General features: G+C 40.5%; 22 protein-coding genes. 12 read left to right on the top strand and 10 right to left on the bottom strand.

Translation table 11 applies throughout. The features are described from left to right. The 3 genes from cpdA (at nucleotide 1) to gluQRS (ending at nucleotide 2,459) form a co-directional block, all read left to right on the top strand. Nucleotides 1-813, top strand: a complete 813-nt coding sequence (gene cpdA, locus HMPREF0013_RS16870) for a 3',5'-cyclic-AMP phosphodiesterase (protein WP_005804080.1) — start codon at nucleotides 1-3, stop codon at nucleotides 811-813. Between the two features lie 211 nt (nucleotides 814-1,024). After that, entirely contained in the window at nucleotides 1,025-1,561 is a 537-nt protein-coding gene (dksA, locus tag HMPREF0013_RS16865; protein WP_002121205.1) for an RNA polymerase-binding protein DksA, read from the top strand. 1 nt (nucleotide 1,562) lies between these two features. Further along, nucleotides 1,563-2,459: a tRNA glutamyl-Q(34) synthetase GluQRS gene (gene gluQRS, locus HMPREF0013_RS16860; protein ID WP_005804078.1), complete on the top strand. Its 897-nt coding sequence runs from the start codon at nucleotides 1,563-1,565 to the stop codon at nucleotides 2,457-2,459. 53 nt (nucleotides 2,460-2,512) lie between these two features. On the opposite strand, the gene ftsW is transcribed toward gluQRS, so the two are convergent. The 5 genes from ftsW to HMPREF0013_RS16835 form a co-directional block, all read right to left on the bottom strand. After that, a complete protein-coding gene (gene ftsW / locus HMPREF0013_RS16855; RefSeq protein ID WP_005079447.1) occupies nucleotides 2,513-3,709 on the bottom strand; it encodes a putative lipid II flippase FtsW in 1,197 nt (398 codons plus the stop codon). A 24-nt stretch (nucleotides 3,710-3,733) separates the two neighbouring features. After that, complete coding sequence (gene murD, locus HMPREF0013_RS16850) at nucleotides 3,734-5,080, bottom strand: UDP-N-acetylmuramoyl-L-alanine--D-glutamate ligase (RefSeq protein ID WP_005804075.1); 1,347 nt, start codon at nucleotides 5,078-5,080, stop codon at nucleotides 3,734-3,736. Nucleotides 5,081-5,240: 160 nt separating this feature from the next. After that, nucleotides 5,241-5,492 carry a DUF6587 family protein gene (locus HMPREF0013_RS16845; protein WP_005804073.1) on the bottom strand — a complete coding sequence of 84 codons (252 nt, stop codon included), beginning with the start codon at nucleotides 5,490-5,492 and terminating at the stop codon, nucleotides 5,241-5,243. Nucleotides 5,493-5,512: 20 nt separating this feature from the next. Beyond that, nucleotides 5,513-7,366, bottom strand: coding sequence for a ferrous iron transporter B (gene feoB / locus HMPREF0013_RS16840; RefSeq protein ID WP_005804071.1), 1,854 nt, complete (start codon nucleotides 7,364-7,366; stop codon nucleotides 5,513-5,515). After that, on the bottom strand, nucleotides 7,363-7,626 hold the full coding sequence (locus HMPREF0013_RS16835; protein ID WP_001991212.1) for a FeoA family protein: 264 nt from the start codon (nucleotides 7,624-7,626) through the stop codon (nucleotides 7,363-7,365). Before HMPREF0013_RS16835 ends, feoB begins: the two co-directional genes overlap by 4 nt. A gap of 143 nt (nucleotides 7,627-7,769) precedes the next feature. Here HMPREF0013_RS16835 and xerD point away from each other — a divergent pair, with 143 nt between their 5' ends. From xerD to thrC, 4 genes are all read left to right on the top strand, one after another. Next, nucleotides 7,770-8,690: a site-specific tyrosine recombinase XerD gene (xerD, locus tag HMPREF0013_RS16830; protein WP_005804064.1), complete on the top strand. Its 921-nt coding sequence runs from the start codon at nucleotides 7,770-7,772 to the stop codon at nucleotides 8,688-8,690. A gap of 146 nt (nucleotides 8,691-8,836) precedes the next feature. Further along, nucleotides 8,837-9,652, top strand: coding sequence for a DsbC family protein (locus HMPREF0013_RS16825; RefSeq protein WP_005804062.1), 816 nt, complete (start codon nucleotides 8,837-8,839; stop codon nucleotides 9,650-9,652). A 243-nt stretch (nucleotides 9,653-9,895) separates the two neighbouring features. Continuing rightward, nucleotides 9,896-11,197 (top strand): homoserine dehydrogenase, encoded by a 1,302-nt coding sequence (locus HMPREF0013_RS16820; protein ID WP_002121263.1) that lies wholly within the window; start codon nucleotides 9,896-9,898, stop codon nucleotides 11,195-11,197. Nucleotides 11,198-11,251: 54 nt separating this feature from the next. Beyond that, a complete protein-coding gene (gene thrC / locus HMPREF0013_RS16815; protein ID WP_002048893.1) occupies nucleotides 11,252-12,391 on the top strand; it encodes a threonine synthase in 1,140 nt (379 codons plus the stop codon). A gap of 107 nt (nucleotides 12,392-12,498) precedes the next feature. Here thrC and pbpG read toward each other — a convergent pair whose 3' ends face one another. Next, nucleotides 12,499-13,545, bottom strand: a complete 1,047-nt coding sequence (gene pbpG, locus HMPREF0013_RS16810; protein ID WP_005804058.1) for a D-alanyl-D-alanine endopeptidase PBP7/8 — start codon at nucleotides 13,543-13,545, stop codon at nucleotides 12,499-12,501. A 212-nt stretch (nucleotides 13,546-13,757) separates the two neighbouring features. Between pbpG and HMPREF0013_RS16805 the strand changes: the two genes are divergently transcribed. Genes HMPREF0013_RS16805 through HMPREF0013_RS16795 form a run of 3 tightly spaced genes read left to right on the top strand, consistent with a single transcriptional unit; the run spans nucleotide 13,758 to nucleotide 17,408 of the window. Further along, entirely contained in the window at nucleotides 13,758-14,393 is a 636-nt protein-coding gene (locus HMPREF0013_RS16805; RefSeq protein WP_005804056.1) for a response regulator, read from the top strand. Nucleotides 14,394-14,403: 10 nt separating this feature from the next. Then, nucleotides 14,404-15,972 (top strand): sensor histidine kinase, encoded by a 1,569-nt coding sequence (locus HMPREF0013_RS16800; RefSeq protein WP_005804055.1) that lies wholly within the window; start codon nucleotides 14,404-14,406, stop codon nucleotides 15,970-15,972. 23 nt (nucleotides 15,973-15,995) lie between these two features. Beyond that, nucleotides 15,996-17,408: a sigma-54-dependent transcriptional regulator gene (locus HMPREF0013_RS16795; protein ID WP_005804053.1), complete on the top strand. Its 1,413-nt coding sequence runs from the start codon at nucleotides 15,996-15,998 to the stop codon at nucleotides 17,406-17,408. Nucleotides 17,409-17,411: 3 nt separating this feature from the next. On the opposite strand, the gene HMPREF0013_RS16790 is transcribed toward HMPREF0013_RS16795, so the two are convergent. From HMPREF0013_RS16790 to lptF, 4 genes are all read right to left on the bottom strand, one after another. After that, nucleotides 17,412-18,596 (bottom strand): S41 family peptidase, encoded by a 1,185-nt coding sequence (locus tag HMPREF0013_RS16790; protein WP_002121269.1) that lies wholly within the window; start codon nucleotides 18,594-18,596, stop codon nucleotides 17,412-17,414. Nucleotides 18,597-18,611: 15 nt separating this feature from the next. Further along, entirely contained in the window at nucleotides 18,612-20,159 is a 1,548-nt protein-coding gene (gene gpmI, locus HMPREF0013_RS16785) for a 2,3-bisphosphoglycerate-independent phosphoglycerate mutase (protein WP_005804050.1), read from the bottom strand. A gap of 126 nt (nucleotides 20,160-20,285) precedes the next feature. Beyond that, the gene (lptG, locus tag HMPREF0013_RS16780; protein ID WP_002121203.1) at nucleotides 20,286-21,356 is read right to left on the bottom strand and encodes an LPS export ABC transporter permease LptG; all 1,071 of its coding nucleotides are present in this window, start codon (nucleotides 21,354-21,356) and stop codon (nucleotides 20,286-20,288) included. Beyond that, nucleotides 21,356-22,456, bottom strand: a complete 1,101-nt coding sequence (gene lptF / locus HMPREF0013_RS16775) for an LPS export ABC transporter permease LptF (protein WP_002121169.1) — start codon at nucleotides 22,454-22,456, stop codon at nucleotides 21,356-21,358. Before lptF ends, lptG begins: the two co-directional genes overlap by 1 nt. A gap of 143 nt (nucleotides 22,457-22,599) precedes the next feature. On the opposite strand from lptF, the gene HMPREF0013_RS16770 reads away from it, so the two are divergent. Then, nucleotides 22,600-24,048, top strand: a complete 1,449-nt coding sequence (locus tag HMPREF0013_RS16770; protein WP_005804047.1) for a leucyl aminopeptidase — start codon at nucleotides 22,600-22,602, stop codon at nucleotides 24,046-24,048. Beyond that, a complete protein-coding gene (locus tag HMPREF0013_RS16765; RefSeq protein ID WP_005804044.1) occupies nucleotides 24,041-24,448 on the top strand; it encodes a DNA polymerase III subunit chi in 408 nt (135 codons plus the stop codon). The genes HMPREF0013_RS16770 and HMPREF0013_RS16765 overlap by 8 nt, the downstream gene beginning before the upstream one ends. Nucleotides 24,449-24,484 lie beyond the last annotated feature (36 nt).

The raw sequence follows: 24,484 nt of genomic DNA, 5'->3' as shown, positions 1-24,484 counted from the left end.
GTGACTTTTCAAGTCTCAACACTTTCACAAAAAGACCATGTCATTATACAAATTACCGATACCCACCTATTGGAGTATCCGCATTTAGAATTTGTGGGTATGAATCCTGAAGAAAGCTTTCATGCCATTATTCAACAGATACTTAATAAACATCCTGAAATTGATGCAATTATCCATACTGGGGACCTAGCTCAGGCACCAACGCCTATTACCTACAACCGTTATATTCAATATATGCAAACCTTGGGGCTGCCCTTTTTTCAGACCTTAGGTAATCATGACAATATTGATCATTTCCCATTGCACAAAGAGAATCATCAGGAACCTGTAGTTATTTGCTTAGGGAACTGGCGAGTTATTTTATTAAATAGTGCGGTAAAAGGTCATATTGATGGACATCTATCAGCAGAACAGCTAGACAGCTTAACGAATTTACTTGAAGAGTATGCAGATAACCCGATTTTGCTGGCTTGTCATCACCATCCTTTTGCCATGAAGTCAAAATGGATTGATCATCACAAGTTACAAAATTCTAATGCCTTGCTTACTACCTTGGCTCCATTTAAAAATGTAAAAGCTTTAGTCTGCGGGCATGTTCATCAGGACTCAATAAACACTTGGCAAGGGATCGAATTTTTCTCGACTCCATCAACAAGTGTGCAGTTTAAACCGTTTAGTAATGATTTTGCTTTAGATCAAAATGCTCCCGGCTACCGTTACATTCGTCTAAAAAACGATGGTAGTTTTGAAACCGAAGTCTTCCGTCTTGAAAATTTTCAAGGCCATATAAACACTGATATTTCAGGCTATTAGCCCTATTTCTTATATGCTTATATATAATTATGACTGGGGTAAACACGTTTTGAAAATATTTACGGGTCGGAATGACTATCATCTTGCAGGAAAAATCTATATGATGACGACCCGATGGGAAAATCCCATCGATGGTTTTCTATAAAAACACTTGCATATCACCATATTTTTTGCGTATAGATAATACGTGTATGATGAGGAATGCCCTATTATGGCGAATGACAACCACAACCAAGTTTTGGATGAACATACAGAAGTTGTAGTGGAAGGTGACAAAGCTTCTGCAAAACGTGCACGTAAAGTGAAACCTAAAACTTCTGACATAGGCACAACTGCAAGTTTATTTGGTATTGCACCTTATCAACCTAAGAAAAATGAAGAGTACATGTCTGAAGGACAGCTCGAGCATTTCCGACAAATTCTGCAAGCATGGAAAGCTGAATTAATGTCTGAAGTTGATCGTACTTTAAATACGATGCAAGACGAATCAACTGCACTGCCAGATGTAAACGACCGTGCTACCCAAGAAGAAGAATTTGCAATTGAATTACGTACACGTGACCGTGAACGTAAGTTAATTCGTAAAATCGAACAATCTATGGAAGCTATTAAGAATGAAGACTACGGTTTCTGTGAAACGTGTGGTATTGAAATCGGCTTACGTCGTTTAGAAGCGCGTCCAACTGCAACGTTATGTATTGACTGCAAAACTTTGGCAGAAATTAAAGAGAAGCAAAATAACGGTTAATATGACCGCTGTAGCTACTCAAGAAAAGCCTAGCTTTTCATACTCAGGTCGGTTTGCGCCATCGCCAACCGGCCCTTTGCATTTTGGATCACTCATTACTGCTGTTGCCAGCTATTGCGATGCAAAAGCCCATCAAGGCAAATGGCTAGTTCGTGTCGAAGATACAGATATTCCTCGTATTTATCCCGGCAGTGAAGAGCATATTCTCACATCACTTGAAGCCTTCCAGTTCGAACCCGATACAGAGATCATCTTTCAAAAAAATCGTTTAGACATTTATGAAAGCGTATTAGACCAACTCAAAAGAGAAGGTCTTATCTATGCATGTCAATGTACGCGCAAAATGCTTGGTTCAAATGCAATCTATGCAGGTACTTGCCGCGATCTCAATCTTGATTTTCAAGGTCAAGCGATTCGGGTAAAAGTTCAAGATCAGCAGATCTGTTTTGATGACCGATTACAAGGACGTCATTGCTCCAATCTACAACATGATCTTGGAGATTTTGTTCTTAAGCGCCGTGATGGAATTATTAACTATCAACTTGCGGTCGTTGTGGATGATTATCTACAAGGTATTACCCATGTCGTTCGAGGCGCGGACTTATTAGATAACACCGAACGTCAGATTTGGTTAGGTCAGCTTCTAGGTTATCCTCAACTAAGCTATATGCACCTTCCCCTTGCAATGAATGGCCAAGGGCAAAAGCTCTCTAAACAAAATCTAGCCCAAGCACTCGATTTATCAAAAGCGCCTGAATTACTTCAAAAAGCAATACTGGCCTTGGGACAACCCAACGTTGATTTAGATCAACCTAGATTGATGCTCAAACAGGCTGTAGCACAATGGAATGTTGATTTGATTCCTCATGGACAAGAGCTCAGCGGAACATATCTATAAATAATAAAAAAGCCCGATATCAAATCAGGCTTTTTAAACTTCTAAATACTCAATTAGAAGTTTGACTCTTCTCGTTCTGGGTTGACTTCTTGTGTTGATGCATCAATCTTTAAGATTAAGCTAATCATCGCCGCACACATCATTAAAGACGTACCACCATAACTAATGAATGGCAAAGTCAAACCTTTCGTCGGCATTAAACCCATATTCATGCCCGCATTTACCAAAATCTGGAGCAAGAAAATAATACTAATACCGTAAGCTAAATAGCCTGCACGAAGGTAATGATGTTTCAAAGCACGGTGACCAATTTTGATACAACATGCCAGCATCAAGAAAGACAAGCCAATAACAATAGAAATACCCACGAAACCAAATTCTTCACCTAGCACTGCCAACATAAAGTCAGTATGCGCTTCAGGTAAATAAGATAGTTTTTGTACACTGTGACCTAAGCCTGTACCAAACCATTCACCACGACCAAAAGCCATTAGTGCATTTGATAACTGATAACCTACACCTAATGGATCTGCCCATGGGTCAGTAAACGAGATCAAACGCTGGAAACGGTATGGTTCAAATAAGATCAAAAACACGATACCCGTGACAATCGCGCCAAGCATGATTAAGAACTGAGTTGGCGGCGCACCCGCTAAAAAGAACACCCCAACCATCATCATGACAATAACGACAGTTGCTCCCAAGTCAGGCTCAGCAATAATTAAACCAACCGTGATTGCCATAACCCCACTTAAACGCAATAAGCCTTTCCAATGAGTACGAACTTCTTTGGCACGGCGTACAACGTAGTCTGCGGTAAAGATTGCCATCATGACTTTGGCAACCTCGGTTGGCTGCAAGGTAAAACCACCGATCTTAATCCAACGTGTAGAACCGTTGACTTCCGAACCCACCACCAAAGCAGCAAGCAACAGAACCATAGTTAATAACCACAGCGGGAAGGTATTTTTAAACCACGTATTTAGTGATATTCGATAGGTCAAATAAGCCACCACACCCGCAGCGACAATCGAAATACCATGACGAATCACATAGTGAAACGGGTTTTCATGCATATATTCAGCATAGGGCATCGAAGCAGATGCAACCATCACGGAACCGATACACAATAATGCAACGACACAGAAAATCAGGACATTACGTGGCGTCACTTCCGCTGGCCATTTAGGCAATATCCGTTCATACCAATGATTGATTTTCTGGATTGTGGTCTGAGCTAAGCCTGCCATACTACATTCCTAATCATGTTTTCTTTAAACCAACGAATTGACGCAGGCAACAAACTGCTGACCACGGTCATTATAACTTTTAAACATATCAAAACTTGCACATGCTGGTGATAACAACACCACATCTTCGGCCTGAGTTTCACGTTGAGACAGCTCTACAGCTTCTTTAAGCGTTGCTGCATGTAAAATTTTGGTTGCACCTTGAATTGCTTGTTCAATAACCGGAGCATCCTCACCAATCAATACCACAACTTTGGCATATTTTTCGATAGAAGAACGTAATGGGCCAAAATCCTGACCTTTACCTTGCCCACCTAAAATCAAGGCAACCTTACCTTTTTTCACTTCAATGGCAGCGCCTAAACCATCAATCGCTGCAAGCGTAGCGCCAACGTTAGTGCCTTTAGAGTCATTGTAATAACGTACATCATGCACAGTCTTTACATATTCACAGCGATGCTCTAAGCCTTTAAATTGTTTTAAGGTTTCAAGCATAGATTCCATAGGCAGGCCTATTGCCTCACCTAATGCGAGACAAGCTAAAGCATTTGCTACATTATGCATGCCTTGAATATATAAATCTGAGCTTTTAATTAAACGCTGTAAACCACGCGCAAGCCAAAGCATGCCATCACCATCTCTTAAAACACCATATTGATTTAAATCTGGTGCATTTAAACCAAAGCTTTGCATTGGCGTGGTATCTGGAACAAGAGGACGACTTAAAGCATCATCACGGTTAAATACTACTTTTTTAACGCCTTGGAAAATACGGTGTTTTGCTTGATGGTAACCCAACATATTGCCGTGACGATCTAAGTGGTCTTCACTCATATTGAGAACCACAGCAACTTCAGCATTTAAGTGAGACGTGGTTTCTAGCTGAAAACTTGATAGCTCAAGTACAATTAACTCAGGTTGATCTTTTAATAAATCTAGAGCTGGGCGTCCAAGATTGCCACCTACAGCAACTTTCTTACCCGCATCTTTAGCCATTAAGCCAATTAAAGTCGTTACTGTACTTTTCGCATTAGAGCCAGTAATAGCCACAATAGGCACATCGGTTGCACGGCGTAATAATTGAATATCCCCTACCACAGAAATACCCTTAGCAATAGCTGCCTGAATTTCCGGTAATTGAGGTGCAAGGCCTGGACTTAAAATAATTTCTTCTGCTTGTAATAATAATTCTTGATCAAGTTGACCGAAACTTGTCTTTACTCCTGCCGGAATCTGATCATACCCTGGTGGCGTGGGACGAGAGTCTGTTACTGCAACTTGGTAGCCTTGTTCATGCAAGAAATTTACAGCAGAAACGCCTGATATTCCCAAGCCTGCTACAACTTTTAACCCACCACGTTGTATTAACATTTTTGCCCCACAATTTATCAATCGACAGAATGGCAAAAATGTTAGCACTTTGCTGTTTTGAATGCTTTTTCAGTTTGAACTTTATTCATCTTTTTTTGTGTCAGTGCGTAAAAAAGCCATCAATATGATGGCTTTTTAAACGAAACAAGAAATACTGAATCTACTGCCATTTAATCGGCTTAATTTCTTGAACTGTATTCGTAGGTTTATCTTCGCTTGAACAACCACAACCGCCAGCACAACCAAAGGTCATTTTCGGTTTAAGCCACTTTGCCAAAGTTGCCCAACCCTGCTTTTCGCAAAATGCAGAGAGTGAAGAAAAGACTAAATTTGCTGTTTTCGGAAATACTTTCTTAAAAACAACTACAGCACTCCAAATCACTAAAACCGCAATAATCAGATATTGAACCATATACAACCTCCTTTATTGCCTTAGCCCCAATAGTGGGAAGCAATTTGATAGGTAACAAACGATGCAAAATAAGCTAAACCAAACAGATATGCAGTCATAGCTGCAACATGTTTCCATGAACCTGTTTCACGGCGTACCGTTGCCAATGTTGCCAAACAATGTGGAGCATAAATGAACCACACTAAAAGCGATAAACCTGTTGCCAAAGACCAACCTGTTCCATCTGCACTAATCAGATGTGACAAACCTTGTGCCACAGCATCATCATCTGTTGCAGACAGGGCATAAACTGTACCTAATGCCGCAACTACCACTTCACGAGCTGCCATAGCTGGAATTAAAGCAATACAGATTTGCCAGTTAAAACCAATTGGAGCAAATAAAGGTTGTATAAGATGCCCAAGCATACCTGCAAAACTATAATCTATGGCAGGTAATGTCGCCCCTTCTGGTGGCTGCGGAAAAGTACACAAGAACCAAAGCAAAATAGAGAGCGCAAAAATGATTCCACCGACGCGTTTCAAGAAGATCTTTGCACGATCCAATAAACCGATTCCCACACTTTTTAAATCAGGGAAACGATAACTTGGTAGCTCTAGCAGTAAAGCATGTTGAGACTTATCTTTTTGAAAGAATTTCATTAAAAATGAAACACAAAGCGCACTCACAATACCAGCCATATACAGACCGAAAAGCACCAAACCTTGTAGATTGAAAATACCCCAGACCATTTTCTCTGGAATGAAGGCAGCAATCAGCAAGGCATAGACAGGTAAACGTGCCGAACAAGTCATTAAAGGCGCAACCATAATGGTCGTAAAACGATCACGAGGGTCACTAATACTACGCGTTGCCATAATTCCCGGTACTGCACAAGCAAAGCTCGAAAGTAAAGGAATAAAGGCACGGCCACTTAAACCAGCTTGGAACATTAATTTATCAAGCAAGAATGCTGCACGCGGTAAATAGCCTGATTCTTCGAGTACTAAAATAAAGAAGAACAAGATCAAAATTTGTGGCAAGAACACAACTACGCCACCCGCGCCTGCAATAATTCCGTCAACAACCAAACTATGCAGTAGTGGTTGGGTAATCACAGTTCCCACTACCTCACCAAGCCAGCCGAAGAAGCCTTCAATACCATCCATGAATGGAGCTGCCCATGCAAACACTGCTTGGAACACAATAAACATCATGATGGCAAGGCTAAGTAGGCCTAAAACCGGATGTAAGAAAATTCGATCTAGAAAATCAGTACGCTTATCTCCCTGATCAACATAATGAACCACATCTTTAAAAATCATATCGATTTTTTGATGATGAGTTCCAGTTAAACCACTCAGTTCAGTTTGTGGCACACTGTATTTTTCTTGATCAAGGGCATGTAATAGATTTTCAATACCCGCATTACGAACAGCCACTGTTTCAACAACGGGTACGCCCAAACGTTGAGACAACTTTTGAGTATTAATTTGGATGCCACGACGACGCGCTTCATCCATCATATTCAGTACAAGTAAAATCGGACGACCTAACTCGATCATTTCGAGCACTAGCCCTAAATGCAATTTTAAGTTAGTGGCATCAACCACACATAAAAAGGCATCTTGCTGCCCTTCTTCTGCAATTTTACCCAAGCAAACATCACGGGTAATTACTTCATCAGGACTGGTTGCATTAAGGCTATATGTACCCGGCAAATCAAGTACACGCACAGCTCGACCTGAAGGCAACTGAAAATGACCAACCTTACGCTCGACCGTTACGCCTGCATAGTTTGCAACTTTTTGTCGAGTTCCGGTTAAATGGTTAAAAAGAGAGGTTTTACCACAGTTAGGGTTTCCCACAAGGGCAATACGTAACGCATCACTCATGCGGGTACTCCTTCTTCTACTTGAATTTCAATTTTTTCCGCTTCTGCTTTACGTAAAGCGAAACGAGTAAAGCCTATTTGGATCAAGATCGGATCACCACCAAAAACACCTTTGGTAATCACTTCCACTCGTGTGCCCGGTACAAAGCCCAGACTTTCCAAACGAATTGCGACCAAATCTTGCTGCTCGGACTCTACTTCTATCCGATTCACTTTGGTGATGGTCGCCGCTTGCTTCACTTTTAAAGCTGATAAACGCACCGCATCCGATCCTAAACCTTTTTTAATAGTATACATATAAATGAGAATAATTACCAAATAAGGTTAAATTTCACTTCTTATTCAGTTTAATCGACAAACCTTAAAGTTTCTTTTAAAGTACAAAGGTTTAGAGGATGTAGTGTATGTTGAATAAAAAACCGCGTATTCCAAGCCCTGTTCAAATTCCTGAACATTTGAGCTTTTTACAAGGTTTTCGTGACTATCTCGTTGCTCAGACGGTAAGTCCACATACACGTAATGCTTATTTATCTGACCTTATTCAATGCAGCGAACTTCATAAAAAATCACTTCTTCCAGAGTGGACAAGTGATAATATCGCTGATGTTTTGATTGAGTTGACTAAAGTTGGAAAAAGCCCGCGCTCGATTGCCCGCTGCTTATCTGCCCTACGTCAGTTTTACAAATTTTTACGTGAACAGAAATTACGAAGCGATAATCCTGTAGCAACCCATCATTCTCCAAAAATTGGCAGAGCCTTACCCAAAGATTTATCAGAGGAAGATGTCGAAGCACTGATTCAGGCTCCAGACATTAATACAGCACTTGGTTTACGTGATCGGGCCATGTTTGAAGTCCTTTACGCATGTGGTTTACGTGTTTCAGAACTGCTGAACTTACGCCTAGAGCTTATTAACTTAAAACAAGGTTATTTAAGAATTACCGGTAAAGGTAATAAAGAGCGTTTGGTCCCGCTAGGGCAATTTGCTTGTGAATGGGTAGAACGCTACTTACAGGATGCTCGACCTCAACTTTATAAAAGTTCAACCGACTACCTCTTTTTAACTCAGCATGGCGGGATTATGAGCCGTCAGAACTTCTGGTATGCCATTAAGCGTTACGCGCTTCAAGCCAATATTCAAGCTGAACTCTCACCTCACACCTTACGTCACGCCTTTGCAACACACCTGCTTAATCACGGCGCCGATTTACGCGTAGTGCAAATGTTACTGGGCCATAGTGACCTATCAACTACTCAAATTTATACACATGTAGCACAAGTAAGAATGCAACAATTGCATGAAAAACATCATCCTAGAGGTTAAAAAATTTAAAACTTATTATTTTAAATACACCCAACAATCAATTGATTTCGTTCACAAAGGTTAAGAAAGTTTTAACAATACACACTAGATTTTTTGTTATGCTTAGCAGCTTCTGACTATAAATACTGATGAAATAAGGGTTATCTATGTCTTTTACCCGATCTCAACTTTTTCTTGCCTGTGCGTTGGCCTCTAGCCTGTTATTCAGTGCTTGTTCTAAAGAAAACAAACCACAAAAAGAAGATGCGCTCACTGCGACCGCACCTGCTACTGGGGAAGCTTCAACCATCATTGAACGCAATGCTAAACAGCGTTTAATTGAAACTTTGCAAAAACAATTTAAGAATGCAAACATCAACGCCAAAATTCTAGATATCAAGCCTACTGAAGTGCCTAACTTATATTGGGTAAATCTCGAAGGAATGACGTCGATTTATACAACCAGTGATGGCAAATACCTGATTCAAGGTGATGTCATTCGTTTAGGCGGTAAAGAACTGCATAATATTGGCGATAATCTTCAAGCTTCAGAAAACAAGAAGCATCTTGCTGCTTTAAAAAATGAAGATTTGATTGTCTACCCAGCTAAAGGTGGTAAGGCTAAACATGTGATTTATGTGTTTACCGATGCAAGCTGTCCTTATTGCCATAAATTACATGAGCATTTACCTGAAATTAATGAAAAAGGTATTGAGGTACGCTATATCGCTTGGCCACGCGGTGAACAGTTTATGCCGACTATGGAGGCTGTATGGTGTAGTGCAGACCGTAAAGCTGCATTTAATCAAGCAGTACAAGGTATTAATATCCCACCTGCTCAATGCAAAAGCCCTGTTCGAGAACAATATCAACTTGGCTTAAACATGGGTGTAAATGGAACACCAGCTATTTACAATGTTGATGGCGAGTACTTAGGTGGATACCTAACACCGGATGAATTAATTAAACGTCTGGATAAATAACATCCTTTAAGCTGGTGAATGATTAATCATCTATCTCTTTTAAAAAGCGCTGCTCTGATTGCAGCGCTTTGTTTTTTCAATAATTAATATTTAAACAACCTCTGTTTAAAGACTGATCTACTCTTCTTTTCCAAACATCGCACTCTAATTCATTGAACAAGCACTAAAAGCGCTAGAGTCTGGCGTTTTTTTTAGCTATGATCTAGCTTCAACTAAATGATTAAATGATGAATGGAGTGTGACGTGAAACCAGTTCGCCTGGCAATACTCGGTCTAGGAACCGTAGGTGGAGGAGCCCTTAAACTACTACAAGAAAATGCCGCTGAAATTAAACGTCGCACCGGTCGAGAAATTCAAATTACCCACGTTGGAACACGCCGCCCTCGTCCAGATCTTGAATTGGAAGGGATTAAACAAAGCGCCGATTTACTTGACATCGTTCGTCAACCAGACGTTGATGTAGTTGTAGAAGTTATGGGTGGGATCCACCCTGCTTACGAAGTTATCATGGAAGCGATCAAACACGGCAAACAAGTCGTGACTGCAAACAAAGCGTTACTCGCTGAACATGGCAATGAATTATTTAAAGCAGCAGAAGACAATGCTGTGCAAATTGCTTATGAAGCAGCAGTTGCTGGCGGTATTCCAATTATTAAAGTGATCCGTGAAGGTCTTGCTGCAAACCATATCGAATGGTTGGCAGGTATTATTAATGGTACAGGTAACTTTATTCTGACTGAAATGCGTGAGAAAGGTCGTGCATTTGATGATGTATTAAAAGAAGCTCAAGAACTCGGTTATGCAGAAGCAGACCCAACTTTTGACGTTGAAGGTATCGATGCTGCGCATAAACTTACCATTTTAGCGTCTTGTGCGTTTGGTATTCCTCTTCAATTTGATAAGGTTTATACCGAAGGTATCAGCAAAATCACTGCACAAGATGTGAAATATGCAGAAGATCTTGGTTTCCGCATTAAACATCTCGGTATTGCACGTCGTGCTGAAAAAGGTATTGAGTTACGTGTTCACCCAACACTCATTCCAGATGAACAGCTGATTGCGAATGTAAACGGCGTTAAAAATGCTGTTTTAGTTCAGGCAAATGCCGTAGGTCCAACACTCTATTACGGCGCGGGTGCAGGCGCAGGTCCTACAGCTTCTGCGGTTGTTGCTGATGTTATTGATATTGTCCGTGACATCTCTTATACCGAAGACGGTGCAGGCACAATTCCTCAGTTGGCTTTTGAAGCATTAACCAATGTGCCAATTTTAAGCCGTGAAGAAATGACCACAGGTTATTACATCCGCTTAAATGCAGAAGACCAAACTGGCGTACTTGCAGATGTAACTACCATCTTAAGTCGCGCTGGAATTAGTATTGATGCGATCATGCAACAATCTCGTTTAAAAGACCTTATTCCAATCGTGATTCTGACCGATCCAATCGTTGAATCAAAAATGGATGATGCTCTTGCACAAATTCAAGCATTACCTGCAATTCGTGGCGAAATCGTAAGAATTCGTTTAGAATCGCTCGATAGTTAATCAGGTTGAGGGAAAGATTCCCTCTCCCGCTTCACCTCTAATTGGAACACCATCATGTCTAATGCCAATCGTTATACTGGTCTTGTAGATCGTTATCGTGACCGTTTGCCAGTTTCGGCAACTACTCGTGCTATCTCTCTGGGTGAAGGCAACACCCCACTCATTAAACTTGAGAATATTCCACGTATTATTGGCAAAGATGTTGAAATTTATGTGAAATACGAGGGCTTAAACCCAACTGGTTCATTTAAAGACCGTGGTATGACCATGGCTGTAACCAAAGCGGTTGAAGAAGGCTCTAAAGCGATTATCTGTGCATCTACTGGTAACACTTCTGCTGCTGCTGCTGCCTATGCTGCACGTGCAGGTATCAAAGCATTTGTTTTGATTCCAGAAGGCAAAATTGCGATGGGTAAAATGGCACAAGCGATGATGTATGGTGCGATCACTATGCAAATTCGTGGTAACTTTGATGATGGTATGCGTCTTGTAAAAGAAGTCGCTGATCAAGCGCCTGTAACGATTGTAAACTCAATCAACCCTTACCGTTTGCAAGGTCAAAAGACTATTGCTTATGAAATCGTTGAAGCTTTAGGCCGTGCACCTGATTACCACTGCTTACCTGTAGGTAACGCAGGTAACATCACAGCTCACTGGATGGGCTATACAGAAGCTGTAGCAAACCAGCCTGCTGATCAGTTTGAACAAGTGATTTATGATGCTGCTACTGATCAATTCACTGGTCCAAAACCAGAAGGTTTACCAACTATGGTAGGTTACCAAGCTTCTGGCGCAGCTCCATTCTTACGTGGCGCTCCAGTTGAAAGCCCTGAAACTGTTGCAACTGCAATCCGTATTGGTAATCCACAGAGCTGGAACCATGCAAAAGCTGTAGTACGTGACTCTAAAGGCTGGTTTGATGAACTTCAAGACAGCGAAATTTTAGAAGCTCAACGCTTACTTTCTATGTATGAAGGTGTATTTGTTGAGCCAGCGTCTGCTGCTTCTATCGGCGGTGCGATTCGTGATATTAAAGCGGGTAAAATTGCTGAAGGTTCTGTAATTGTATGTACAGTAACTGGTAATGGCTTGAAAGATCCTGACACTGCAATCAAACAATGTGCTGATGCAGTTATGTTGTCAATTGATGCAACAATGGACCAAGTAAAAGATTCGATTTTATCTAATATGTAAGATCTGATTTTTCAAAAACGGCTGTCTTAAACAGCCGTTTTTTTTATGTCTTTTTTTATAGCTATAAAAAAACGCTTCTTGATAGAAGCGTTTTTAGAATATTGAATTTAAATACGTTTTGGTAAATTACTTAACCAACCCAATAAGTTAGTTGCATCATTATTACGTGCCTGTGTACTTGGTTCACCCAGTAATACAATGACTGCCGGACGTGAGTTTACAGTCGTGTGCATTACAACACAGCGACCTGCTTCATTAATATATCCAGTTTTAGACAAGTTAATATTCCAACCACCATTACGCACTAGAGCATTGGTATTATTAGATTTCAACACGCGATAACCCAAGTTAAAATCATAAGTCGGTGTGGTTGAGAATTGACGAATCAAGCCATATTGAGAAGCTGTACTTACCAAAATTCCTAAGTCACGTGCTGAAGACACATTACGCGGATCTAAACCAGTTGACTCATAATAGTGAGTCGAATTCATACCCAAAGCACGAGCTTTAGCATTCATTGCAGCTACGAATGCAGGGCGACCACCTGGATAAGTACGTGCTAAGGCAGCCGCTGCAGGGTTCTCAGATTTCATTAAAGCAAACAAAAGAACTTCTGCACGGTTCATCTTGTCGCCAACACGTAAGGTAGAGCTAGAATTTTTCCCACCAGCACCAGCAAAGTCAATTTGCTCGAGTGTAATTTCTTCAGACATGTTTAAACGGGCATCCGCCGTTACAACCGCTGTCATCACTTTTGTAATAGATGCAATTGGTACAGAAGCGTTGGTATTTTTACTGTAGAGCACTTCACCAGTTTGCGCGTCCATCACAAGTGCAGCTCGAGCACTTACACTCGGCTGGGCATTGTAACCAGACGTATCACGGATTGGAGCAACTCTAGGTGTAGAGCTAATAACTTTTGGCGCATTACTGCCACGCAAAGTTGTAGTTACAGATGTTGAACCTTGCGGAGTTGGTTCATCATCTTCATCATTTAAAAGTTGACTAGCATCCGCTGCTGACCAATTTAAGCTTGCAGTACCACTATTCCCTGAGGACGGGTTATTGACGAGTTCTGCAAAGCTTGTTGAACTCAAACTAAGCAAAATAGACATGCTTAGCACATGCATTAAAGACTTTTTAGAATTTTTCACGGCACAATACTCGACTCAGGGTGATACACATTTGCGCTTACTATAATTATGCCTTACATTTGAGGGATAAGGTATAACGCTTTTACCGACACAATTGTGCACAACTATTCGCTCACTATATAAGAATAGGATTGCTAATTTTGTCATTCCATTGCAAGCTAATTTTGCTTTATGTAACAAAAAACTTGTTTTTTGAAAGAAAGGAGGTCTTCTTGATTACAGTTTTAGTTGTGGATGACCATGAACTTGTACGTACAGGTATCTGCCGTATGTTAGAAGATCATGCCGATGTAGAGGTCATTGGACAAGCCGAATCGGGTGAAGAAGCAATTGCTATTGTTCGTCAGAAACATCCTCAAGTTGTTCTACTTGATGTCAACATGCCTGGCATCGGTGGCGTAGAAACAACCCGCCGTTTACTACAAACCGCACCAGATACAAAAGTGATTGCAGTCAGTGGCTTAGTAGAAGAACCTTACCCTTCTCTTTTGCTTAAAGCAGGAGCTAAAGGTTACATCACCAAAGGTGCTCCAATTACCGAAATGGTTCGGGCGATTAATAAAGTGATGCAAGGTGGCAAATACTTTAGTGCCGATATTGCGGAGCAATTAGCAAGTTCTTATTTATCCGATACACAGCAATCACCTTTTGATTCTCTCTCTGAACGAGAAATGCAAGTTGCAATGATGGTTGTAAATTGTATTAGCGCTCAAGAAATTGCAGACAAACTTTTTGTAAGTGTCAAAACAGTGAATACTTACCGCTACCGTATTTTTGAAAAGCTAGCCATTGATAGTGATGTTAAGCTAACTCATCTCGCGATTCGTTACGGTCTGATCAAACCTTAATCAGACTTACATGCAATTTCCCGTAAACTCATCCTTGTCCCATACGATATTTCGTTTGGGCACGTGGTATGGTTTATATCGCCTTATTATTGCGGTTAGCCTGAATATTATTTTGGTTTTAACCGATGCTCAAATCGACAATAGTCTACAACAACCCACTTTATATTCTTACACACTACTCGGCTATTCGCTCTTAAGCCTTCTTCAACTTTTATGTTTTAAGTTTATTTCAACTCAGGCAACAAGGCAGCTCATTTTATTTTTTGTAGTTGATATTATCTGTCTGAGTTTACTTACATTTTCTGTAGGTGAACCAAATCTTCAACTCAGCTTGCTCTATGTGATTGCCATATTTACTTCGGCCATTTTACTTAGCGCAAGAATGTCTTTGCTCATAACATTACTTGCAGTCATTGCGGTTATTTATCAACGCTTCGTTGGCAGTTTATTTGACTACAATAATTTAAATACGATTGGTAATAGCGCCTTATTGGCCTTCTTGTTTTTTGTAGTACATGGAATCGGACAAATTGCGGTCCAGCGCTTTAAATTACTTGAAGCACTAACTTTCCATCAATCAATAGAACTCTATCAACTACAAAATATTAACCGTTATATCTTGGAACAAATTGAAGAGGGCTATTTAGTTCTAGATGAAAACTATGACATTGTTTTAAGTAACCCAGCCGCCTGCTCTCTTTTAGGAATTCCACCTCAATTTGCCAGTGAAAAATATTCTTTAGCAAAATGGCATGCTGACTTATTTGAAATTCTTAAGTTTGATAACCTAAAAGAAGGTGATCGATTTATTTTTGAGTCCCGACTGTCGGCTTATTCTATTAATATTAAAGTGCAACATCTTTTGGTGCCACAGCAAACATTAACACTACTCATCTTACAAGATGCGCAGCAGATTAATCAGCAAGCTCAACAACTCAAACTTGCCGCTTTAGGACAACTCTCAGCAAGTATTGCCCATGAGATCCGTAATCCTCTTGCGGCCATTGTTCAAGCAAATGAATTACTCAAAGATAGTAATGCGGAACAGCAAAACACTTTGCGCAATATGATTGGTAAGCAAACGAAACGCATTGATAGTATTGTTCAAGACACCTTAGGACTTGCCCGCAGTGAAAGAACGCACCCAATCCAGATCGAATTAAACGACTTCATAAAAACGTTATTAGATGAAGATTTATCTGATGTTAAACATACGATCCAGCTTAAAAGTTCTGATTTATCCTTAAAGCTATTGTTTGATGAAAAGCAACTCAGACAAGTCCTCATTAACCTTGTTAGGAATGCTCTACGCCACAATGCACCCGACTCTCCCTATGTTCTGATCAATATCCATTCACAAACAAATAAAATTTATATTGATGTGATCGATTACGGTGAAGGTGTTTCAAAACGTGATATATCTCAATTATTTAAACCATTTTTTAGTACCGAAATTAATGGAACTGGTTTAGGATTATATTTGTCTCATAGTTTTTGTGAGGCAAACCATGCAAAGCTCACTTATGTAGAGCAAAAACAAGGGGCATGCTTCAGAATAGAATGCCCAATAATATATTGATTTTTTATTAGGTTTTTGGGGAAATGGCAGAACAGCAACCACTCGTTTTGCTTGTAGACGATGAAGAAGATTTGTGCCTGTTAATGCAAATGACTCTTGCACGAATGGGGATTAAGACACATCTTGCTTATCGGGTTGAACAGGCCAAACAGCTTTTTACTCAGTTTCATTACGATGCATGCTTGACCGATTTAAATCTACCTGACGGTAGTGGTTTAGAATTGGTTCAACATGTTTCTCAAACTTACCCATACACTCCCATTGCAGTCTTAACTGCATACGGCAATATGGATATTGCAATTGCAGCATTAAAAGCGGGAGCTTTTGATTTTGTCAGCAAACCTATTAACCAAATTCACTTAGATCAATTGTTAAAAAAGGCGCTCAACCAGCCAAAACCAGAGCATGAGTTCGGTGAAACAACATTAGAAAATGACTTATTAATTGGGCGTTCACCACCTATACAAAACTTACGGACAGCTATTAAAAAAATAGCCCGCTCCCAAGCTCCTGTATTTGTTACAGGCGAGTCTGGTACGGGTAAAGAAGTTGTTGCTAATCTGATTCACCGATTAAGCAACCGCAGTGAAGGACCATTTATTGCAATTAACTGTGGAGCAATCCCAACTGAGCTCATGGAAAGTGAACTTTTCGGGCATAAAAAAGGGAGCTTTACTGGCGCGACTCAAGATAAACAAGGTCTTATTTTATCAGCACACGGTGGCAGTTTATTTTTAGATGAAATTGCCGAATTGCCTTTAAGTATGCAAGTTAAATTGCTTCGGGCAGTACAAGAGAAAAAGATTCGCCCTGTAGGTTCAGATCAGGAAATTGATGTTGATTTTCGAGTAATCAGTGCCAGTCACCAAGACTTAGATTTATTAGTTCAACAAGGTAAATTCCGTCAGGACTTATTTTTCCGTATTCATGTTATGGATATTATGTTGCCGCCACTACGTGACCGTGGTGGAGATATTTTGCTATTGGCCAATCATTTTATTCAAAAGGTTTGTACGGAATGGGGAATTTCAAGCAAGCAATTAACGGCGAGCGCTGAGACTTACTTATTGCAGCAAGACTTCCCGGGTAATGTTCGTGAATTAAGAAATATGATTGAACGGGCTATTACTTTAAGTGATGATGAGTCCATTGATTTAACACACTTAGCGCCTCCTCTTAGAGGCAGTAGCGTGAGCCCGCAAATCGTAACGAAACAACTAAATCAAACACCGGCTGTTCAGACTCACCCAAAATTTCCAATGGAAGGTTTAGAACGCTACTTAGAAAATATCGAAAAAGATATTTTACTGAATGCTCTGAACATGACGCATTGGAATCGAACTTTAGCGGCTAAAAAGTTAGGAATGACATTCCGTTCTTTACGCTATCGACTAAAAAAGTTTGGCTTAGATACTGAAATGGGAGAGGAAGTATAAAAATTACTTCCTCTTTAGGAATAAATCTGCAACGCGCTCTAAATATACGTCTTCTTTCATTTCTGCAGGTAATGGATAGGTCTGGTTAGGTTGAATACCCTGACCTTCAATCATATTGCCATTTGGCGTGTAGTAATGAGAGACCGTCATCTGTAGAGCCGCCCCACTTGGCAAAGGAAATAGCTTTTGTACTACACCTTTTCCATAACTTTTTTCACCCATCACCCAAGCACGCTGGTGTTCTTTCATGGCCGCAGTAAAAACTTCTGCCGCCGATGCAGAGCGGTGATTAATTAATATACCCAGTTTTATATTCTGGAATTCATTACCGGGCAAAGCTTGAAACTGCTGGTTACCTTCCGAACGGCTTTTGGTCGAAACAATAATTCCGTTATTTAAAAATAAATCTGCTGACTCAACTGCTGCCGATAACAACCCACCCGGATTGTTTCGCAAATCGATTAAAACAGCCTTTAAACGTGGAGAACTGTTTTCTTCAATTAATCTTTTAATTTCATTAGCAGTGTCTTGTTGGAATACTCTAATTTTGAGTACGAGCACCTGATTATGTAACATTACAGGTTCTATATCGGTTTCTATTTTTTTATTACGGACTAAGTTAATGTTTCCGTTTAGCTCTTCTGCTTGTACTTGAAGTGTACTTCCTATAGAACCGTAAAGTAGTCCAAGCACCTGATCTTGGTTTAAATTTTTTAAATCTTGGTTATCAATTTTGAGAATCGTCTGACCATTTCTCAAACCTAATTTATAGGAATCAGAACCGGTTTTAAGATCACGAATCATCCATTTATGAGCATGTGATTCAGGGCTTAATGCAAAATCAACTGATGCAAGATCACCCTCTGTGTATTGAATCAGTTGGCGATATTCTTCTGCCGATAAATAACGCGAATAACGATCTAACCCACTCACTAACCCTTTTATGGCTTGTTGAAACAAGGCATCGTCAGATTTCACATCAACGTAGTTATCTCGAACAATTCCATAGATTTGCACAAACTGTTGAATCGACTCGATCGGCACCTCTGCATAGCTATGTTCCGGTTCTTCCGAATCCGAATGCAAAGGTGACATTTTTTCTTTTACAACTGGCGCTGCAAAGGTAAATTGGCTGCAACACAGCAACATACTTACAATAAGTTTTTTATATTTAATGTGTTGCAGCATCCAATCACCTTTAACTTATGCAGATAGTGTAATCAGATTACGTCCTTGCATTTCGGCAGGAACAGGAATCTGCATTAAATTGAGAATTGTCGGTGCTACGTCTGCAAGCACACCACCTTCTGCAATTGTTGCTTGTGTTGGACCAACATAGATAAACGGCACAAGCTCGGTTGTATGTTGAGTATGCACTTGCCCACTTTCATAGTCTTGCATTTGTTCAACGTTACCATGGTCAGCAGTAATGAGCATATGGCCTTTTTTCGCCATAACTGCCTCATAGACACGACCTAAACAAGTATCAACCGCTTCAACTGCTTTAACCGCAGCATCAAATACACCTGTATGACCGACCATATCACCATTTGCATAGTTCACAACCAATAAGTCGTATTCACCTGAATTAATTGCCTTAACCAACTCATCAGTGACTTCATAAGCACTCATTTCAGGCTTAAGGTCATATGTCGCCACGTTTGGAGACGGAATTAAAATACGTTTCTCACCCGGATATTCATCTTCACGGCCACCACTAAAGAAGAATGTCACATGCGCATACTTTTCAGTTTCAGCAATACGTAACTGGGTTTTACCTAAAGAAGATAAATACTCACCCAATGAATTTTTAAGGGCTTCTGGCATATATGCAACTGGTGCATCAATGCTTGCCTGATAACGCGTTAACATCACAAATTTAGAAAGATTCGGTACAACTTTACGTTCAAAACCAGCAAAGTCTTTCTCTACAAATGCGCGAGTAATTTCACGAGCTCGGTCAGCACGGAAATTCATAAATACAACGCTATCACCATCTTGAACTTTAGCAATATCACTAATACGAGTCGCTTTTACAAACTCATCATTTTCGTTGGCTGCATAAGCCAATTCCAACCCTTCAACCGCTGTTTGCGCAGTACGAAGTGCTTCACCTTCGGTCAACAAGCGATAAGCTTGCTCAACGCGATCCCAACGGTTGTCACGGTCCATTGCAAAGTAGCGACCAATCATGGTTGCGATACGGCCTTGGCCCGGATATTGAGCAAATAATGCATCTAATTTTTCTAAAGACGGCTGAGCACTACGTGGAGGTGTATCACGACCATCAAGGAAAGCATGCAAATAAACTTTTGCACCGCGTTTTAATGCAAGTTCACACATCGCCACAATATGATCTTCATGTGAATGGACGCCACCTTCTGAAAGTAGCCCCATGATATGGACAGCACCGCCAGCAGCTTTGGCTTTTTCAACAGCGTCGATCAACACTTCATGTTTAAAGAAGTCACCAGTACGGATATCTTTAGTAATGCGGGTAAAATCTTGATATAACACACGGCCAGCGCCAAGATTCATATGGCCGACTTCAGAGTTCCCCATTTGCCCATCAGGCAATCCAACATCTTCACCTGAACCAGAAATTAGACTATTCGGATGCTTGGCTTTCATTGCCGCCAAATTTGGTGTTTTTGCTGCAAGAAAAGCATTATCTTCAATCGCTTCACGGTGTCCAACACCATCCATAATGACCAGAACGTGAGGGATCTTGCCAGCAGTTGCATCCGTCATAATCAATTTCTCTTTTGTCTACAATTTCGTCACAATATCTTACCGAATTTTCGGTCAAGACTCTATTTATTCCTATGGCTTTCACCAATATCCGCGATTGATGAAAACCATAAATATCACTTATTTCTAGCGAGCGCGGTAAAGCAAATAACTTCCGGCACCAAACATTAGCAAGATAGGCACAAGTACGAACCATGCTGGAGATGGGGAATAAACCAAGCTCGCATAACCCAAGAAATCTTGCAAATAATAGAAACTCAAACCAATAAACAATGCGATCACCAAACGGAAACCCATTGATTGTTGGCGTAACGGTCCAAAAATAAAAGAACACGCCACTAGAACTAATGCAATGAGTGAAAATGGCGAAGCAACTTTTTGCCAGAAAGCTAATTGGTAAGTCTTTGGTACCTGACTATATTCATCCATATAACGCATAAAGCTAATCAGTTGGCTTGGCGATAAATCTTCAGGATCTAAAGTCACCATATGCACATATTTAGGCTGTAATGCTAAAGCAAGTGATTGTTCTTCATGGTCAGTTTTGATGGCATTGCCTGCCGCCAAAATGTCCATTTGTTCAGCTTTTTTCAAAGCCCATTGACCATTTTTAATAAACTGTCCTTGCTGAGCATTAATTAATGATTGCAAGTAATAGTTCTGGTCAAAGTCGACCACTTGAATGTCTCTTAAATTGCCTTGAGAGTTAGCATAGTCGATATAGATAAATCGCTGCCCTTCACGTGACCAATAGCCTTTAACTTCACCTAAAGCAGCTACTGAACGATGGCTTTTAACACTTTGTGCTTTTTCATTGGTATAAGGAATAACCCATTCACTTAAAGCAAACGACAAAATAATAAGCAGTAAAGCTGAGCGCATAACCCAACCAACAATACGCCATAAGCTAACACCCACTGAACGCATAACAATGAGTTCACTACTCGTTGCCAATGAGCCTAGTCCAATCACAGCACCAATCAAGGCAGAGATAGGTAAAATTTCATAGAGATAGCGAGGAGCTCCCCACAAAACATAGACGAGAGCTTGCCATGCGTTATAGTCTGGTTTGAGCTCACCCAACTCGCCAAGATATGTAAATAAGACCTGAAGAATGGACAAAACAACTGTGGTGCCAAACATCGCAAGCGCAGTGGTTTTCGTCACATATTTGGCGACTATTCGACGTGCTAACATTATAATTTCACTCGCTTGATCTGTTTCTTGATTTTTGGTCCCAACTTCTGCTTTCGTGAGAATAAGGCAGCAGCAACGCCATACACAACCAACACGGCAGGATAAGCCCAAATATCGAGTTCTTCTTTACTAATACGAGTCTTGATTGCAATCATTAATACGATCAGACTGGAAAAAATAAAAATCGCCGGAATAAGACGGTAATAACGGCCCTGTCGTGGACTCACCTCAGACAATGCCACTGATAGCATTAACGCAATAACAATCGTGAATGGCCCAAATAAACGCCATCCCAACTCACTTCTGATGACTGGATCATTCGTTTTTGAAAAGAGTTTTGTTGTTGATAGTGCTTCTACATCGCCACTCTCAAACTTAACATCTTTGTCATTTTCTAAACGTAGACGATAAGACTGAAACTCTGCTTGTGTATATTTTGGTTGTCCCGGGAATATTTCATAGCGACGACCTTGTACCAGATCAACGACATTGGCGGTATCATTTGCAACTTCTACACGAGTCGCTTCCTTTGCCAAAATCATAACATCTGGCTTATCTTCTTTAGCAGCGCGTTGATAAAAGAAAATATCCTTCAAATTCTTTCGGTCTTCTGACAATGAACCTGCATAGATCGTATATGGCCCAGAGGAAATAAACTCTCTTGGTCGAACCAAATCGAAACCTGTCCGAACAGCTTGTGTTGTTGTCAGTTTTTCAAACTCACGTAGTCCCCACGGCGTCATCCAGAGCATAAGCACAGACTGAAAAACCATATAAACAAGCGTCATTGGAATGAGTAATCGTGCTAATTGATGACGGCTTACACCACTACCATTTAATACAGCCATTTCATGGTCAACATATAAACGACCAAACACCAACATTAAACCAATGAAAAAACCCAATGGTAAAATGAGTGTTAGAAATTCAGGTAAACGATATCCAATGATGCTAAATAAGATACTGGCATCTAAACGCCCCTGCGCCGCCACACCAAAGTATTTGATCAGACGACCACCCATCATGATTAAGGTCAGTAAAGAAATGACCACCAATGAGGTAGAGACAACTTGCTTGACGAGATAACGCCGAATAATCAAAGTAATACTTCCAAAAGGCTAATCGGGACGTGTGCTAGTTTACCCGAATGTTAAAAATATAAAACCGCACATTGCAACGCTATGCTTGAAAGTGTTTCAATGTTTTAATCCAACATAACTTTCTATAGGCAATCACGGCAGCCATGAAATTTACAACTTATACAACTTTTCCCGAACAGACATCTAATGAATCTTTGTGGGTTTTAGTTGATTCAGAACAGCTACAAAGCAACATCAACACATATCAAATCAATAACCTAGAAAGCGTTCTTACTGCCACCCAATTCAAAGGCAACTTCAATGAAACTCTGCCTTTATTCGGGCAAGTTTCAAATCAACCTCATAGCCAATTACTTGGCTTAGGAAAAACAGCCGAACTTCATGCGGTTAAGCTCGCTAAACTTGCCCAAACCATTATCAAATCGACACAAAATAAATTTAAGCATATCGCAATTGATATTGCTGCGTTACCTGTCGAATACCATTATTTATTCGCTTTAAGCTTAACTCAAGCAGCTTATGGTTATGATGAGTTTAAATCGAAAAAAAATGAATTTGTGTTACAACAGGTTGATTTAATTAGTTCAACAACGAGCCTCGATGAAAAACAACTGGCTTTAGTGCATGCCGTACAATCTGGTCAGTCGTATGCACGTGACCTTGGAAACCGTCCAGGTAACATTTGCTTCCCTGAATATTTGGCAGAACAAGCATTAGCTTTAGCTGCAGAATTCCCTGACTTACTCAAAGTAACTGTCTTAAATGAACAGCAAATGGCTGATTTAGGTATGTATGCTTTTCTTGCAGTCAGCAAAGGATCTGAACGTCCGGGTCGTATCGTAACACTCGAATACCAAGCTGGAATCGATCAAGCGCCTGTTGTGCTTGTTGGTAAAGGCGTTACTTTTGATACAGGCGGTATTTCTTTAAAACCAGGCCTAGGCATGGATGAAATGAAGTTCGATATGTGCGGTGCAGCCTCTGTACTAGGTACTATTCGCGCGCTATGCGAGGCAAGACTTCCTATTCATGTCGTTGGAGCAATTGCAGCTGCAGAAAACATGCCATCAGGTAAAGCAACTCGCCCAGGTGATATTGTGACAACCATGAGCGGACAAACAGTTGAAATTTTAAATACCGATGCAGAAGGTCGTTTGGTACTGTGCGACACATTGACCTATATCAAACGCTTCAATCCAGCAGTTGTGGTTGATATCGCAACATTAACTGGTGCATGTGTAGTCGCTTTAGGTAAAGTACTGAGTGGTTTGTTCTCACCAGATGATGCTTTAGCAGCTGAACTTCAACAAGCGGGTGAGCAATCATTTGACCGTGTATGGCGTATGCCAGTGATTGAGGATTATCAGGAATTACTTGATTCACCATTTGCTGATATTGCAAATATTGGCGGTCCATACGGCGGTGCAATTACGGCAGCATGTTTCCTTGAGCGCTTTACACGTGAGTACCGTTGGGCTCATTTAGATGTAGCAGGAACAGCATGGTTATCTGGTCCAGCTAAAGGTGCAACAGGTCGCCCAGTACCATTACTCATGCAATTTTTAGCGAATCGTGTAAATACGAATGGCTAAAGTTAATTTTTATCTGTTTGAAACCAGTGAAGAACGGCAAGTCGATAGTGCTTGCCGTTTATGCCGAAAGATTTTGCAGAAGCATCCTAAAATCTGGTGGTATTGCCCAGATGTGCAGCTACAACAAACTCTTGATGAAAGATTATGGGATTTCGACCCTGCAAGTTTCATTGCGCATGGCATTGACCAAGCTGAAGCTGCTGTATGTATTTCGGCTAAACAACCGCTTGAACAAGGCTTGTTAGTATTTAATTTTAACAATCATGCACTTGAACAAGTTGATCATTTTAGCCACATTATAGAAATTGTTGAAAATAATGAAACAGCCAAGCAAATTGGCCGAGAAAAATTTAAAATGTATCGCCGTTTGGGTATAGAACCGCGGACCTTTAAATTATAACGCGCTAAAATGTAAATACTGTTGAACAAAGGAGAA

It is taken from the genome of Acinetobacter sp. SH024 (assembly GCF_000163635.1).
GTDB lineage: Bacteria > Pseudomonadota > Gammaproteobacteria > Pseudomonadales > Moraxellaceae > Acinetobacter > Acinetobacter pittii.
This window is presented reverse-complemented; position numbering and strand designations above follow the sequence as displayed.

Bases quoted from the DNA above. Each gene is read 5' to 3' on its own strand.
- gpmI (WP_005804050.1), bottom strand. From the start codon at position 20,159: ATGACGGATGCAACTGCTGGCAAGATCCCTCACGTTCTGGTCATTATG.
- HMPREF0013_RS16825 (WP_005804062.1), top strand. From the start codon at position 8,837: ATGTCTTTTACCCGATCTCAACTTTTTCTTGCCTGTGCGTTGGCCTCT.
- HMPREF0013_RS16765 (WP_005804044.1), top strand. From the start codon at position 24,041: ATGGCTAAAGTTAATTTTTATCTGTTTGAAACCAGTGAAGAACGGCAA.
- thrC (WP_002048893.1), top strand. From the start codon at position 11,252: ATGTCTAATGCCAATCGTTATACTGGTCTTGTAGATCGTTATCGTGAC.
- HMPREF0013_RS16845 (WP_005804073.1), bottom strand. From the start codon at position 5,492: ATGGTTCAATATCTGATTATTGCGGTTTTAGTGATTTGGAGTGCTGTA.
- HMPREF0013_RS16795 (WP_005804053.1), top strand. From the start codon at position 15,996: ATGGCAGAACAGCAACCACTCGTTTTGCTTGTAGACGATGAAGAAGAT.
- HMPREF0013_RS16790 (WP_002121269.1), bottom strand. From the start codon at position 18,596: ATGCTGCAACACATTAAATATAAAAAACTTATTGTAAGTATGTTGCTG.
- dksA (WP_002121205.1), top strand. From the start codon at position 1,025: ATGGCGAATGACAACCACAACCAAGTTTTGGATGAACATACAGAAGTT.
- ftsW (WP_005079447.1), bottom strand. From the start codon at position 3,709: ATGGCAGGCTTAGCTCAGACCACAATCCAGAAAATCAATCATTGGTAT.
- murD (WP_005804075.1), bottom strand. From the start codon at position 5,080: ATGTTAATACAACGTGGTGGGTTAAAAGTTGTAGCAGGCTTGGGAATA.
- gluQRS (WP_005804078.1), top strand. From the start codon at position 1,563: ATGACCGCTGTAGCTACTCAAGAAAAGCCTAGCTTTTCATACTCAGGT.
- xerD (WP_005804064.1), top strand. From the start codon at position 7,770: ATGTTGAATAAAAAACCGCGTATTCCAAGCCCTGTTCAAATTCCTGAA.
- HMPREF0013_RS16800 (WP_005804055.1), top strand. From the start codon at position 14,404: ATGCAATTTCCCGTAAACTCATCCTTGTCCCATACGATATTTCGTTTG.
- feoB (WP_005804071.1), bottom strand. From the start codon at position 7,366: ATGAGTGATGCGTTACGTATTGCCCTTGTGGGAAACCCTAACTGTGGT.
- HMPREF0013_RS16770 (WP_005804047.1), top strand. From the start codon at position 22,600: ATGAAATTTACAACTTATACAACTTTTCCCGAACAGACATCTAATGAA.
- lptG (WP_002121203.1), bottom strand. From the start codon at position 21,356: ATGTTAGCACGTCGAATAGTCGCCAAATATGTGACGAAAACCACTGCG.